This is a genomic window from Flavobacterium sp. Sd200, assembly GCF_009826935.1.
Classification (GTDB): Bacteria; Bacteroidota; Bacteroidia; order Flavobacteriales; family Flavobacteriaceae; genus Flavobacterium.
Genome location: NZ_WUMN01000007.1, coordinates 79,737 through 93,695, shown reverse-complemented (window position 1 = coordinate 93,695; position 13,959 = coordinate 79,737). Strand labels below are relative to the sequence as shown.

Annotated in this window: 10 protein-coding genes and 1 tRNA gene; 4 read left to right on the top strand and 7 right to left on the bottom strand. The window is 39.3% G+C overall.

Going from position 1 to position 13,959, the window contains the following annotated elements; all coding sequences use genetic code 11:
• Positions 1-11: 11 nt before the first annotated feature.
• Together GR160_RS16330 and GR160_RS16325 are read right to left on the bottom strand one after the other, a co-directional pair.
• Positions 12-833 carry an alpha/beta hydrolase gene (locus tag GR160_RS16330; RefSeq protein ID WP_160750963.1) on the bottom strand — a complete coding sequence of 274 codons (822 nt, stop codon included), beginning with the start codon at positions 831-833 and terminating at the stop codon, positions 12-14.
• A 98-nt stretch (positions 834-931) separates the two neighbouring features.
• On the bottom strand, positions 932-2,461 hold the full coding sequence (locus GR160_RS16325; RefSeq protein WP_237421242.1) for a PLP-dependent aminotransferase family protein: 1,530 nt from the start codon (positions 2,459-2,461) through the stop codon (positions 932-934).
• A 19-nt stretch (positions 2,462-2,480) separates the two neighbouring features.
• On the opposite strand from GR160_RS16325, the gene GR160_RS16320 reads away from it, so the two are divergent.
• The gene (locus GR160_RS16320; RefSeq protein ID WP_160750962.1) at positions 2,481-4,346 is read left to right on the top strand and encodes a TonB-dependent siderophore receptor; all 1,866 of its coding nucleotides are present in this window, start codon (positions 2,481-2,483) and stop codon (positions 4,344-4,346) included.
• A 126-nt stretch (positions 4,347-4,472) separates the two neighbouring features.
• Here GR160_RS16320 and GR160_RS16315 read toward each other — a convergent pair.
• The 4 genes from GR160_RS16315 to GR160_RS16300 all read right to left on the bottom strand — a co-directional run bounded on the left by GR160_RS16315 (position 4,473) and on the right by GR160_RS16300 (position 8,123).
• Positions 4,473-4,544 (bottom strand) — tRNA-Arg (locus tag GR160_RS16315).
• Positions 4,545-4,623: 79 nt separating this feature from the next.
• Positions 4,624-5,673: a glycosyltransferase family 9 protein gene (locus tag GR160_RS16310; RefSeq protein WP_160750961.1), complete on the bottom strand. Its 1,050-nt coding sequence runs from the start codon at positions 5,671-5,673 to the stop codon at positions 4,624-4,626.
• 239 nt (positions 5,674-5,912) lie between these two features.
• Positions 5,913-6,413: a flavodoxin family protein gene (locus GR160_RS16305; protein ID WP_160750960.1), complete on the bottom strand. Its 501-nt coding sequence runs from the start codon at positions 6,411-6,413 to the stop codon at positions 5,913-5,915.
• A 117-nt stretch (positions 6,414-6,530) separates the two neighbouring features.
• Entirely contained in the window at positions 6,531-8,123 is a 1,593-nt protein-coding gene (locus GR160_RS16300; RefSeq protein ID WP_160750959.1) for an ELWxxDGT repeat protein, read from the bottom strand.
• A gap of 321 nt (positions 8,124-8,444) precedes the next feature.
• Between GR160_RS16300 and GR160_RS16295 the strand changes: the two genes are divergently transcribed.
• The gene (locus tag GR160_RS16295; protein ID WP_160750958.1) at positions 8,445-9,428 is read left to right on the top strand and encodes an aldo/keto reductase; all 984 of its coding nucleotides are present in this window, start codon (positions 8,445-8,447) and stop codon (positions 9,426-9,428) included.
• A 150-nt stretch (positions 9,429-9,578) separates the two neighbouring features.
• Positions 9,579-11,393 carry a lysophospholipid acyltransferase family protein gene (locus tag GR160_RS16290; RefSeq protein ID WP_160750957.1) on the top strand — a complete coding sequence of 605 codons (1,815 nt, stop codon included), beginning with the start codon at positions 9,579-9,581 and terminating at the stop codon, positions 11,391-11,393.
• Positions 11,394-11,779: 386 nt separating this feature from the next.
• Here GR160_RS16290 and GR160_RS16285 read toward each other — a convergent pair whose 3' ends face one another.
• Positions 11,780-12,967 carry an MFS transporter gene (locus GR160_RS16285; RefSeq protein ID WP_160750956.1) on the bottom strand — a complete coding sequence of 396 codons (1,188 nt, stop codon included), beginning with the start codon at positions 12,965-12,967 and terminating at the stop codon, positions 11,780-11,782.
• A 99-nt stretch (positions 12,968-13,066) separates the two neighbouring features.
• Between GR160_RS16285 and GR160_RS16280 the strand changes: the two genes are divergently transcribed.
• Positions 13,067-13,906: an AraC family transcriptional regulator gene (locus GR160_RS16280; protein WP_160750955.1), complete on the top strand. Its 840-nt coding sequence runs from the start codon at positions 13,067-13,069 to the stop codon at positions 13,904-13,906.
• The last annotated feature ends 53 nt before the right edge of the window (positions 13,907-13,959 follow it).

Here is a 13,959-nt window from a genome sequence, read left to right as displayed (position 1 = left end):
TAAAACATTAATTACTCTTTATAAGGAAACAGTTTTAAAAAAGCTTCATAAATACTGCGGTGCAAAATGGTAGCATGGTTATCTAAAGGCATGGGCAAATAATCTAATTTTAAGTTTTTCCTCGTCAGGCTGTTTAAAACATCATACAGTTCCTTGGCGTCTTTTTGCATTACTTTGTGTTCCTGTTTGCCAACAGATATGTAAACATACCTATTAGTATCAGGCTGTCCGGCTACTATCTTTTTGGCATCTTTCAGCAGGCTCTCGTTGTCCCACCACAGGCTTGGGCTTACAATTAAATAATGAGAGAACAGATCAGGTTTTTTAAGCAATATCTCTGTTGCCAGTAAGCCGCCTAAAGACTGCCCTATTATATATTTTGTCTCTGTGGTTTTATAATTGTTTTGTATAAAAGGCAGCAATTCTGTTTCTATAAACTTTATAAAAACGTCCGAATGCCCTGTTGTAGGATAACTTTCCTTCAGGTCTTTTAAATCGGTATGAAAAGTAAAATCACGTTTGCGGTCTATATTGGCAATGCCCACCACTATGGTTTCGGGCATGCTAAGCTGCATGGTGAAAAATTGCACCAAGCCAACTATATGTAAAAAATCTTCGGTAATGGTTCCGTCTAAAAGGTAGATAACCGGATAGGCTTTTTCTTTACTGTAATTTTGCGGCAGATAGATATTAAGCGTTCGCTCTTCGTTAAGCACTGCCGATTTCAATGTGCGCACCTCACCAATATTCAACGGTTTAACATCTGTAGTTTGAGATTGTGCATATACAGTAGTAAACAAATATATAAATAATAACAGTCGGAAAAATTTCATTGCAATAAATAATTTAAAACAGCGAAGCAAGGTAAAACATTTGAAAAAACTACAACACGTTAAAAAAGTTTTATTTTGCTGCAATTGATGGCATGCGCCTACTTCTTGTTTATCAAAGTGTTTATGGATTCACTTAAGATTGTAACGGCTTGTTCCATTTCATTACTATCAAGATGCCCAAACCCTAATCGTGTTGCAATAAGATCCTTACTTTGATATAAAATATATTTTGGCAGGAATAACCCACGAGAAGCACATTCTTTCTGTAGGCTAATCAAATTAAAACTGTCCTGCCACTCTACCCAAACGGCAAGTCCACGTACCGGAACCTTAAATTTTATTCTGCCTTTTAGTTTATCTGCCAACAGTTTTATAAAATAATCCCTGCGTTCCCTGTACAGTTTTATATTTTTTTTAGAAAGCCTGTGCACCTCCCCTTCCTTAATCCATTCGGCAATTACCTGTTCTTTAACAACATCGGTTCCGTGTTCCATTATGCTTAGGTGCTTTCGCAATTCTGCAATAAAATCGGCAGGAGCTGCCACAAAACCATAGCCAAACCCGGGAGGAAGCGACCGGGCGAATGAGCCTACATATACTACTCTACTGTTAGTATCAAAAGCCGCCAGGGGCAATATCGGGTTATTATCATAATGGAAATCGAAATCATAATCATCCTCTATAATTACAAAACCATAGCGGTTGGCAAGCGCAAGTATTTCCATTCTTCTTTTGGCACTAAGTGCAGCTGTGGTAGGGTAATGATAGCCCGAAGTAAGATAGAGTGCCTTTATGTTATTTTCTGCGCACACCTTTTTAAGTTTAGCCGTATTGATCCCGTTGCTGTCTGCCGGAACTGTAATAATCTGCGCCCCGGCATCTAACAATGTCATATTAGACCTGTAATAACCCGGTGCGGCAATTACCACTTTATCTCCCTGATTAAGTAATAATTTAGCCACTAAATACAAACTAATTTCATGGCTGTTGGCAGTAATAAGATTGGAAGCCGATATCCTTAAGCCCCTTGTAAGGTTTAAATAATTGGAAAAATGCAGTTTAAAATTTTCATGAGAAAATGTCGCATTATGTTGCACTGATGCCACGTGGGCATGTTTCTTTAGTTTAGACACATACAGCCTTGCAATGGCAGTTGTTTGTAAAAACCTTACATCGGGCAGGCCATCGTTAAAAGTGTAGGGCATTGTGCTTGCCTCTTCGGTATCTTCAAGTATAACCGATCGCTTAAACGTAAAACCTGTGCTTGCTTTTTCAACCTTTGTATTTATGGTTTCTGCCCTTGTTCCCTTGTGTACCTGAGAAAGTATAAAAGTGCCTTTATTGGGCAGTATTTCTATCCACCCCTGTGCCTGCAGGTCTTCAAATGCTTTTATCAGTGTATTTCGGTTAACCAATAAGAGTTCGCATAAAATACGGGTTCCGGGCAGCTTTGTACCTTCGGGCAACAGGCCTAACTGTATGGCTTTAATAAACTCGAATACAATTTGCAGGTACAGGGCTGTTGGCTCCTCCGGCTTAAGGATAATAAAACTTTTAAAAGGAATTTTAACCGGACTACTCATTATTATAAAACTGGTATAGTTTAGTGGTACGGCAAGGTAGTACATTTGGCAAAAATTTCAGACAATGAAAAAAATTTATTTTGCTGCACTGTTATTGTTTGGTACAGGCCTGTATGCACAAACCGAAAAAGACAGTGTTACCGTTATTGACGAACTTATTATTAACGAAAACCGTTTTAGCACACCCATTTCCAAACAAAACAGGAATGTGTATGCTATAGATAAATCCGTTATCGAAAAACTGCCGGCAAGGTCTTTAAACGAGATACTGCAATATGCCAATGGAGTAGATCTAAGACAGAGAGGGCCTTTTGGCAGCCAGGCAGATATAAGCATAGACGGTGGTAGTTTTGAGCAAACCATTGTGCTTATAAACGGGGCTAAAATTATAGATTCGCAAACAGCACACAATATGCTGAACCTGCCCATACCGGCAGAAATTATTGAACGGATAGAAATAATAAGAGGCCCTGCGGCAAGAATATATGGCATTAACAGCCTTACAGGAGCCATCAATATTATTACCAAGAAACCAACCGACTCAGGTTTTTTGGTAAACACCTATGCAGGATCTAATTTCGAAAAAGATTCTGAAGGCAGTGGTGACACTTTTTATGGCAGGGGCATTCAGCTTGGTGGAGTTATAAGTAAAGAAAAACACCAGCATTCGGTCTTTGCATCGCACGATAAAAGCAACGGTTACCGATACAATACAGGCTTTGAAAATAATAAATTGTTTTACCAGGGCAATGTGCAGCTAAACAGCAGCAACGAAATTTTGGGGTCTTTTGGCTACATTAAAAACGGATTTGGAGCCAATGGCTTTTATGCCTCTCCTGGCGACAGGAATTCTGCCGAGGTTGTGCAAACCACCTTTGCCTCAGTACAGTCTAAACATCAACTATCAGACAAATGGTTTTTAGCACCACGCGTTAGTTACCGTTATAATTTTGACGATTACCGCTATTTTGGCAATGGCAATTTAAGCTCGGGCAGGAGTTTGCATTACACGAACTCTGTTGCCGCAGAAGTTAACACTACCTATAAAATGAACAGTGGCGAACTTGGCTTTGGAGCCGAAGCCAGGAATGAAGACATTAACTCTACAAGTATTGGCGAGCACAACCGCAACAATTTTGGTATGTATGCCGAATATCGTACCCGTTTTTTTGAGAAACTGAATGTAAATATTGGTACTTACATTAATTACAATTCTGATTATGACTGGCAGGTTTACCCGGGGCTGGATGTGGGATATGAAGTAACCGATGCCTTTAAAATTATAGGAAATGTTGGCACAAGCCAGCGTATACCGTCGTTTACCGACCTGTATTTAGACCAGCGCCCGGGCAATATTGGCAACCCAACGCTCGACTCTGAGAATGCTTTTCAGAGCGAATTGGGCTTTAAATATTTAAAAAAGAATTTTACGTTTAACGCCAATTATTTTTACCGAACGATAAGCAATTTTATAGACTGGACACGAACCGTTAGCAGCGAGCCATGGCAAAGCCAAAACTTTGGAGACTTGGTTACTAACGGAATAAATATGCGTGGCACATACAGCACAAATGTATCGGCTAATGCCAAACTAAACTTTATTTTGGGCTATACTTTTTTAGATTCAGAATTTAAAAATACCCCGTCAGATATTTATTCCAAATACCTTATCTCGTCATTAAAACATCAGGTAACAAATACTATTGACCTACAGTATAAAAAATTCTCGATACTGTTTGCTACCCGCTTTAATGAAAGAGCAACAGGCGCAACCTATTGGGTAAACGATTTCAGGATCAATCAGCAACTTAAAAAGTTTACGGTATTTTTAGACGCACAAAATATTTTTAATACTGCCTATTTCGAAGCGGGTTCCATTCCGCTGCCGTCAAGATGGTTTAGTGCCGGTGTAAAGTTTGTGAGCTTTTAAGTTTCTAAACATTATTAATGTATAAGAGGGTGACAGAATATATCTGTCACCCTCTTACACTTAATATCTCATACTGTAAATTAATACAAACAAAAAACCCGCTCCATTTTATATGAAGCGGGTTTGTAGTCTCGACAGGAATCGAACCTGTATCAAAAGTTTAGGAAACTCCCATTCTATCCGTTGAACTACGAGACCATTATTTTCAGGGTGCAAATATAGCCATTAAAATCAATATAAAAAATGTTGTCACATTTTTTTAGAAGAGGTATAAATATTAGCCAATAATGGCTTTAACCAAATCAACACACTCATCTGTTGTAGTAGTTTTAGTATCTACTGCAATGCTACCATTGCCGTAAGGCTTATAGGTTTCTATATTGTTATTTACAAAAAGCCCTACAACCGGAACTTTTGCAGCACTGGCAAGGTGCATAATGCCACTATCGGCACCAATAAACACTTTTGTGTGCGCTATAAATGCACCTATTTCTCTAACATCTTTGCTGTAAAAAGAGGGTGCTTTAAAATTTATTTGCGATACATTTTCGGCAGGCAATACCTCTACAATATTATGCTCAGGAAAAGTTTGTTGCAACCTCTCATAAAAAGGTTCCCACCACGTTGGCGGATGACATTTAAAACCTGTAGCAAATGTAAATATGCAAATCGTAGGCTTGTTATTGCCCTTAAGATCATCCAGCAGCTTTTTGCCTGAGGCAAGTTCTTCCTTATTAAGCTTAAGATCTAAGAGAGGAACTGGTTGAGTATTGGGCTGTACACCTATTTTAGCTATAAATTCCCTAAAATTATATACCGGATACTTGGCTATATGCTCATGCCCTTCAAGATGGCTGATATTTGTAACGGGGTCTCCATAGAACTTGTATTTTGCACTCGCAAACTGCACAGATATACGCCCCGAAGACGAACTGTTTACAGCATTTATAACCAAATCGTATTTATTTTTTTTGATAGATGCCCAGCTTGCCACATATTTAATAAGTTCCTTAAACGGTTTTTTAGGCAGGCTTATGTATCTGTCAGGGCTGCTGTAGTTTTTATATAATATAGGGGCAAGAAAGCCGCGCACAAAAAAATCGGTACGGCAATTAGGAAAAGTAGTCTCAATTTCCTGTAGCAACGGAGTAATGAGGAGCAAATTACCCAAACGGTTGTTGGGGCGTATTATTAAAATGCGTTTAACCTGTAAATCTCCTATGGGTTTAAGGTTATCATAACCTGTAGACTTACCTATATTCTTGGTTAGAGAACGCATTACCTTGCGACGAATATTATTTACAGTAACCTTAAAAGTTTTTTTCATACAGCCTGTTTTATTTTATGGCGTGTCTTAAGTTTATAAATTTTATCGGTCTAATTGCTGGAAATAAAATAATGATATGAAAATATCCTGATAACAGGGTGGTGTATATTAGGGGCAAATATATACCGCTACATTACAATTACACAGCAAAAAAAGTTAAAAATTAAAGATAACGTATTTTTTTAATCTAAAATTAACACAGAAACATTAGCGAATATAAAATTTAAACAATTTTAATATTAACTGTTATTAATACTACCTACAAACCTTCCTATCAATTCGTCATTATCAAAGTTTGCAATTGTATGAACATTGCCAATATAATACATCCCTAAATAATTAGCCGTTGCAGTAAATGGCAACCAAAAGTTATCTCCCAGATTGTCTCCTACAGAACTGCTAATAACCGCCATCTTTTTTAGCCTTAGCTGCCTGCCCAGCTCCTTATTAATAGTAATAAGATCGGTAAACCTGTCAAAAAAAGTTTTCATAACACCGCTCATGGCATACCAGTATACAGGAGTTGCAAAAACAAATACATCATAAGCAGCTATAATTTTGGTTATTAGCGGCATATAGTCATCATCTGTATTAATGTTTGCATAATCGTATTGACTAATAGTGTAATCGTTAAGGTTTATAATATCCCAGCCTGTTTTTAAAGCCAGTTCATCAACAAGCCTTCTTGTATTACCATCATTGCGGGCACTTCCTAAAATTATTACTGTATTTGTTTTCAATATATATAGTATTGCTTTTCTTTAATTTGTTTATGAATTCTACTGTTAATATATAAAAAAACGCCAACCAAAACCTATTGAGTTTTGGTTGGCGTTAAATACTAAAGCAAAGATATGTTATTCTTTAACTACCTTATTATAGAATACATTGTTCTTATCATCAGTGATTTTCATAAAATAAACCCCTTTGCTAAGTGTTGATATATTAACAGCCTGTTGGTTTTTAACCTGCATTACCTTTTTACCCGTAAGTGTAAATACAGTTACATCCTGCGCCATGGCATCAGTAAGCTTAACATTTACCAAACCTGTAGATGGATTAGGATAAACAACCGCAGCCTGCTTTTGCGACTTGTTTAAACCCGCAGTGCTTGAAGTAAGTTTAAATATTTCCTGGTCTACACCATTAAATGTAGCTTTAAAAAACAGCTCGCCGTTAAAAACCGTATAGTTAGGAATGTAATACAGCGGATCCGGGCCATAAGCCTGTTGCAACGGTTTTACCGTACCTTCTTCAGTACCATCAGTAACCCAAAATTCCCTTCCGTTGGTGCCATCGTTAGCAACAAAGTAAAGAGCATCGTTATAAACAAAAAGGTCGCTTGGAGTAGATGAGTTTGTTTCTCGTATGTTTTTAACCACCTGCGTTCCCTCTTCAGTTCCGTCAGAAGACCATAACTCTATATCATTATTACCATCAGCCGCCTGAAAATACACTTTACCATTATAGGCCGTTAAACCTCCCGGAAAAGAATCTCCTGCTCCCGGATTGATATCTTTTACCATAACAGTACCTTCCACAGTACCGTCGGTTACCCATAGTTCAGATCCGGCATCGGCATTCCTGGCTCTAAAGAATAGTTTTCCATCGACCTCTGTAAACTCGTTTACGCTACTTCCATCAGCCTCAGCCGTGTTTATTTCCACAAAGAAAACTGTTCCTTCTGTAGTACCATCGGTTACCCAAATTTCATCGGCACGGTCGTCATCAGCCCTAAAATATAGAAGGTTGTTATATACTTTAAAACTTCTTGGCGAACTGTCTCCTGTAGCATATACGTCTTTAACCAAAACCGTTCCAGCCACAGTACCGTCTGTTGCCCATAGTTCTGTACCATTTACACCATCGGTTGCCTGGAAATATACCCTGCCATTGTATTCTGTAAAGCCATACGGATAAGAATCTCCATTAGGGTTAATATCAATTAAAATAGTTCCGGCCTCTGTACCGTCCGTAACCCAAAGTTCGCTGCCATTAACTCCGTCGTTAGCCTCAAAAAGCACCTTATTGTCAAAACCAAAAAAGTTAAGCGGAACAGAGTTCTCTTCGCCCTCTAAAATATCTTTTAGCAATACAGTACCTTCTTCGGTACCATCAGTTATCCACAGTTCTATACCTGTTGTGCCATCATAGGCCGAAAAAACAAGGCTGTTTCCTAAAGCGGTAAGATTTGTAATTTCAGATCCTCCATTAGGATTGATGTCTTTAACTAATACAGTTCCATCTTCAGTACCGTCAGATGCCCAAAGTTCGTCGCCATGAGCTCCGTCATCAGCCCTAAAATAAAACCTGCCGTTCGCTACAGTGGGTTGATTTGTGGTAGAGGGTCCCATGGGGTTAATGTCCTTTAACAGGGTAACCCTGTCATAGGTTTGAGCATAGGTGTAGCTCAGGCTTAGTAGAAAAACAGAAGTAATGATCTTTTTCATGCAGTTGTTATTTATAAAATTAATGATAGTTTAAGTGCAATAACAAAACCGATTAGATACGTTTTGTTGAATGAAAATACATGTTATAGCAGTAAACATAATGTCTTTAACTTAAAGTTTAGGTTAAAACACACTCTTTTAACACCGGACAAAACGTGACATCAAAAACTAAAATCAAATATACATCACTTAAATAACTGATAATAAGTGTTAAAAACATACTTAACCTATGCTTCCATATCAATCGTATTATCAATGGTAAAATTTTTAGATATTTGCCCATAGTTGTAAAAACACTTAACAAAACAACCAATACAGAACATGAATTACAGGAATTTTAAAGGACAACAAATAGCCGAGGTAGGATTAGGCACATGGCAACTGGGCAGTGCCGACTGGGGTGTGGTAGACCAGGAACAGGCATTTACCATATTACAGGCATACATAGATGCCGGAGGAAATTTTATTGATACTGCCGATGTGTATGGCATGGGCGTGAGCGAAAAATTTATAGGCGAGTTTTTAAAAACAGTAAACAAACCAATATTTGTAGCCACAAAACTTGGTCGCAGGCACGATGCTCCTAACGGCTGGCCGCAAAATTTTACTTATGATGCCATTAAGCGTCATGTAGAAGATTCGCTTACACATTTAGGAACAGACCAATTGTTTTTAGAGCAGTTGCATTGCATACCTACAGATGAACTGAGAAAAGGAGAGGTATTCGACCATTTGAGAAAACTGCAAAGCGAAGGTTTGATCAAACATTTTGGCGTAAGTGTAGAAACTACAGAAGAAGCCCTGATTTGCCTTGAACATAAAGATGTGGCTTCGCTTCAAATTATATTTAACCTTTTCAGGCAGCATCTAGCAACTGATTTTTTTGACAGGGCACAACAACAGGATGTGGCACTTATTGCGCGTGTGCCATTAGCCAGCGGATTGTTGAGCGGCAAATTTAATGCACAAACTGTTTTTGCGCCGGGCGACCATAGAAACTATAACGCAAACGGTGATGCTTTTAATGTAGGCGAAACCTTCTCTGGCATTGAATTTAAAGAAGGTGTTGCCCTTGCTGAAGAAATTAAGGGAATACTGCCCGAAGGCAACTTAGCCACACAATCTATACGTTGGATATTAGACCATCCGGCCATTACAACCGTAATACCCGGAGCCACCAAAGTAAGCCAGATAGAAGGCAACGTTGCGGCATCGTCATTACAGCCTTTGCCGCAGGAAGTACATGCACAGCTCAGCCAATTATATAGCTCTCAAATAAAACCAAAAATAAGGGGCGTTTATTAACAACGCCCCCTTTTAAAAAATTATAAATCAGCACACTTTTTTCTTACATTACTGTCAATTGTTTTAACACATCAATTAAAAACCATTACAGGGTTTAACGTTTAAGGATAATTGTTATCTTTGTTTTCCGCGCGAAACACACAATGCAGAATGAGTTTAGTTACCCCTAAAGAGGTTGCAAAAGCAATAAAGACAGACAAATATGGGTTCCTGGGAACATTTTCGGGATGGCTTTTAATGAAAGTCCTGAAGATATCTACCATGAATAAAATATACGACAGGAACAAACACTTAAGTGATTTGGAGTTCCTGAATGCCATACTTGACGAGTTCCAGATAAAATTTGAAATTCCGGAAGAGGACTTAAAGAGGCTTCCAAAAAACGGTGCTTACATAACCATTTCTAACCACCCACTGGGAGGTATAGACGGTATTTTGCTTTTAAAGCTTATGGTAGAGCGGGAACCGGATTTTAAAATAATCGCCAATTTTTTACTGCACCGCATAGAGCCACTTAAGCCTTATGTAATGCCTGTAAACCCATTTGAAAACCATAAAGACGCTAAAAGCAGCATTACAGGAATTAAAGATGCTTTGCTGCACATTAGGGAAAACAAACCGCTGGGCATTTTTCCGGCAGGAGAAGTTTCTACTTATAAAGACGGCAAGCTCATGGTAGACAAACCGTGGGAAGAAGGTGCTATAAAACTGATTAAAAAAGCTCAGGTGCCTGTGGTACCTATATATTTTCATGCCAAGAACAGCAGGCTGTTTTACTGGCTGTCTCAAATAAGCGATACACTGCGCACAGCCAAACTGCCATCGGAACTGCTTACACAAAAAAACCGTGTTATAAAAGTAAGAATAGGCAAACCAATTCCGGTAGCCGAGCAGGCAGAATATGAAACTACCGATGCCTTTTCTGAGTTTTTAAGGAAGAAAACCTATATGCTTGCCAACGCTTTTGAAAAAGAGACCAAGCTTATAGACACTTCTAACCTAAACCTTAAACTGAACAAAGAGCCTAAGCAAATTGCCGACCCTGCATTACAGGACAAGATCGTAGCCGAAGTAGCACAACTTCGCCATGGCGATGCACGCATGCTGCAAAGCAAAAACTATGAGGTTTTCTTTACATCGGCAGATAAAATACCTAATATATTGCACGAAATTGGCCGTCTGCGCGAAATAACCTTCAGGGAGGTAGGCGAAGGCACTAACGAATCGTTAGACCTTGACCAGTATGACAAATACTATCACCACATGTTTTTGTGGGATGACGATGCCCAACAGGTAGCAGGCGCCTACCGCATGGGGCTTGGAGCAGAGATATACAAAAAACATGGCATAGGCGGTTTTTACCTGCACGACCTTTTTAGGTTTGAACCCGAACTGTATGACATGATGAGCAAGAGTATAGAAATGGGACGTGCTTTTATTATTAAAGATTATCAGCAAAAACCCATGCCTTTATTCCTGCTATGGAAAGGCATTGTACACACTACGCTGCGCTACCCGGAACATAAATTTCTTATTGGCGGTGTAAGCATCAGTAACCAGTTTTCTGATTTCTCAAAGTCGCTAATGATAGAGTTCATGAAATCGCATTACTACGATCCGTACATTGCGCAATATGTTCACCCTAAAAAAGAATATAAGGTTAAGCTTAAAGACGGCGATAAAGATTTTGTTTTTAACGAAGCAGAAGCTGACCTCAATAAGTTTGACAAAATAATTGAAGAAATAGAACCGGGAGATCTTCGTTTGCCGGTGCTTATTAAAAAGTATATAAAACAGAACGCCAGAGTGATTGCGTTTAACGTAGACCCTTTATTCAACAATTCGGTAGATGGTTTAATGTACATTCGCATTGCTGATTTACCAGACAGCACTGTGCGTCCTGTAATGGAAGAATTCCAGGCAGAACTGGAACGCAAAGTAGCCGATAAGGGCGAAGTGTTGTAATGCAATAAAAATTTATAAAACAAAATCGGCAGGGTTATTAGCCCTGCCGATTTTGTTTTATAAATGTCGTTAATTATCTATGCCCTCTTTTTTCTCATCAAGGTGCAGAAATTTGCTGACCTGCGCCTTGATGAGAAAATTATACCATTTATTGATATAAAATAGTCTGATTAAATTTTCTAGCAAAGGCGCAGAGGCGCAAAGCGGTATCCTGATTGATAGTACTTTTAACGACTGTAAGTCGGTAAGCTTAGCGGCTTAACAGCCGCTTAAGAACCTAAAATTGACGTACAACTTTGCGCCTCTGCGCCTTTGCGAGAAATTAAGTACCAACAATAACAGGCTAAAGTATAATTGGTATTATACAATTACAATGCATCTACTTATTAGTGCATCATAGCCTTCTCCTCTGCAGTAAGCGGCACCAAATTGCCTTTGGCGGTTTTAATAAACACAACTGTAATAACTGCTCCCAACAAAGCCATGGCAACACCTACTAAATTTGGAGAGGCATAATTATAGCCATACACCAATGGCAGACCTCCTAAAAACGCACCCAATGCATTGCCAATATTAAAGCTTGCCTGTATCGCTGCCGATGCTATCATTTCGGCACCTTTGGCGGTTTGTATCATCATGGTTTGCACAGGTGCAATAAGTGCAAAAGAGGTAAGACCCGTTAAAAATACCAACACCAACGACGCATACTGGTTGCCCGAAAAAAAGTACACACCCGTAAGTATAACACCAATGGCTATAAGTATGGCAAGCACACTGTGCGAGGCAGAAAACCTGTCGGCAAGGCGTGCACCCAAAAGGTTGCCCACTACCATGCCTACTCCGGCCACCATTAATATATAAGGCACACTCTCTTCATCAAAATGCGATATATCCGTAAGGAGTTTGGCAATGTAGCTTATCCAGCAAAAAAGGCCACCGCAACCAATAGCAGTAATAAAAATAACCAGCCACGCCTCTACTTTACTAAAAAATACCAGTTGCGATTTTACATCTACCTTTTTGCCAGCCTCCATTTTGGGCAAATACATAATGAGCGATACAAAGGTTATTAAACCAATAAGTGCAATAATTACAAAAGTGTATCGCCAGCTAAAATTGTGACCCACAAAAGTACCCAACGGCACACCCACCACGTTGGCAACCGTAAGTCCGCTAAACATCATAGCAACGCTTTGTGCCTCTTTACCCTTATCGGCGAGGCGGCTGGCCACAACAGCACCAACTCCAAAAAAAGCACCATGAGGCAGGCCGGACAAAAATCGGCTAACCAACAACAGGTTGTAGCCCGGTGCAACTATAGAGAGGGCATTAAAAATAGTAAGCATGGCAGCCATAGCCAAAAGCATTTTTTTAGGCGGCATGTTCCTGCCGGCAATTACCAGTGTGGGTGCACCCACCACTACGCCAATGGCATAAGCGGCAATAAGGTGTCCTGCGGTAGGAATAGATATATTTAGGTCGGAAGCAATATCGGGCAGCAGGCCCATAATTACAAATTCGGTAATACCAATGGTAAGTCCGCCAAGTGCAAGCGGAAGTAAACTTAGTTTCATAAAAAAATTCTGTCTAAAGGGGATTAGAAAACTGCAAATTTACGATACTGCAACTGCTTAAAGTTGTATATTTATGACACTTAATTGTAACTTTGCTTCATGAAGAAACTTAACCAGTACAACTCACTCGTTATAGATGAATTTGAGGAAGAGAAATTTCATTTGCCCGTGCATGGCCACACGTATTATGAACTCATATATATAGTACACGGCGAGGGCATACACCATCTTAACCAAAACCTCATTCCGTACACCACAGGAAACCTGTTTGCCATTTCGCCGGACGATGAGCATTATTTTGACATTCATAAAAGCACCCGGTTTGTATTTATAAAGTTTACCGACAGTTACTTCAGCTCTAAAAAGAACCTCGCTACCGACGACATGCTTTATAACACCCCGGAACAGTTTATGCGGGAAAAGCTGCTAAAGGAAACGGTACTTACGCTTGATGAGCCCTGCAGCACCATACTGCACAACACCGTTCGCAACATTACTGCCTACAACAGCCGCAAAGACGTGTCGGTTTCGCCCATAGTCTTTTACCAGATACTGTCTATATTCGGGCTAATACGTGAGGCTATGAAAAAAATGGAATTACCTGCCAAAGGCTATGCTCCGGACAATAAACAGGTAATTGCTTACATTCATGAACATATTTACGATCCAAAAAAGGTACAGGTAAAGGCCATTGCAACACATTTTAATATTGCTCAGAGCTATTTTAGTGCCTGGTTTAAGCGCAACTTTGAGGTTACTTATCGGGAGTACATTAACAACCTGCGCACCCAACTTATAGAAAAACGCATTGCAGGCAGACGCATGCCTTTTAAGCAAATTGCACACGAATTTGGCTTTACCGACGAAAGCCACCTGTCTAACTACTTTAAAAAGAGAAAGAACATAAAGCCAAGTGGGTATAAGGGATTTCAGAATTAAGATTGGAGATTTAAGATTAATGTATACACACTTAGAGTCAATTCAGCACAAGT

Coding starts and splice junctions, on each gene's coding strand:
- GR160_RS16300 (WP_160750959.1), bottom strand. CDS start 8,123: ATGAAAAAGATCATTACTTCTGTTTTTCTACTAAGCCTGAGCTACACC.
- GR160_RS16295 (WP_160750958.1), top strand. CDS start 8,445: ATGAATTACAGGAATTTTAAAGGACAACAAATAGCCGAGGTAGGATTA.
- GR160_RS16320 (WP_160750962.1), top strand. CDS start 2,481: ATGAAAAAAATTTATTTTGCTGCACTGTTATTGTTTGGTACAGGCCTG.
- GR160_RS16280 (WP_160750955.1), top strand. CDS start 13,067: ATGAAGAAACTTAACCAGTACAACTCACTCGTTATAGATGAATTTGAG.
- GR160_RS16330 (WP_160750963.1), bottom strand. CDS start 833: ATGAAATTTTTCCGACTGTTATTATTTATATATTTGTTTACTACTGTA.
- GR160_RS16285 (WP_160750956.1), bottom strand. CDS start 12,967: ATGAAACTAAGTTTACTTCCGCTTGCACTTGGCGGACTTACCATTGGT.
- GR160_RS16290 (WP_160750957.1), top strand. CDS start 9,579: ATGAGTTTAGTTACCCCTAAAGAGGTTGCAAAAGCAATAAAGACAGAC.
- GR160_RS16310 (WP_160750961.1), bottom strand. CDS start 5,673: ATGAAAAAAACTTTTAAGGTTACTGTAAATAATATTCGTCGCAAGGTA.
- GR160_RS16325 (WP_237421242.1), bottom strand. CDS start 2,461: ATGTACTACCTTGCCGTACCACTAAACTATACCAGTTTTATAATAATG.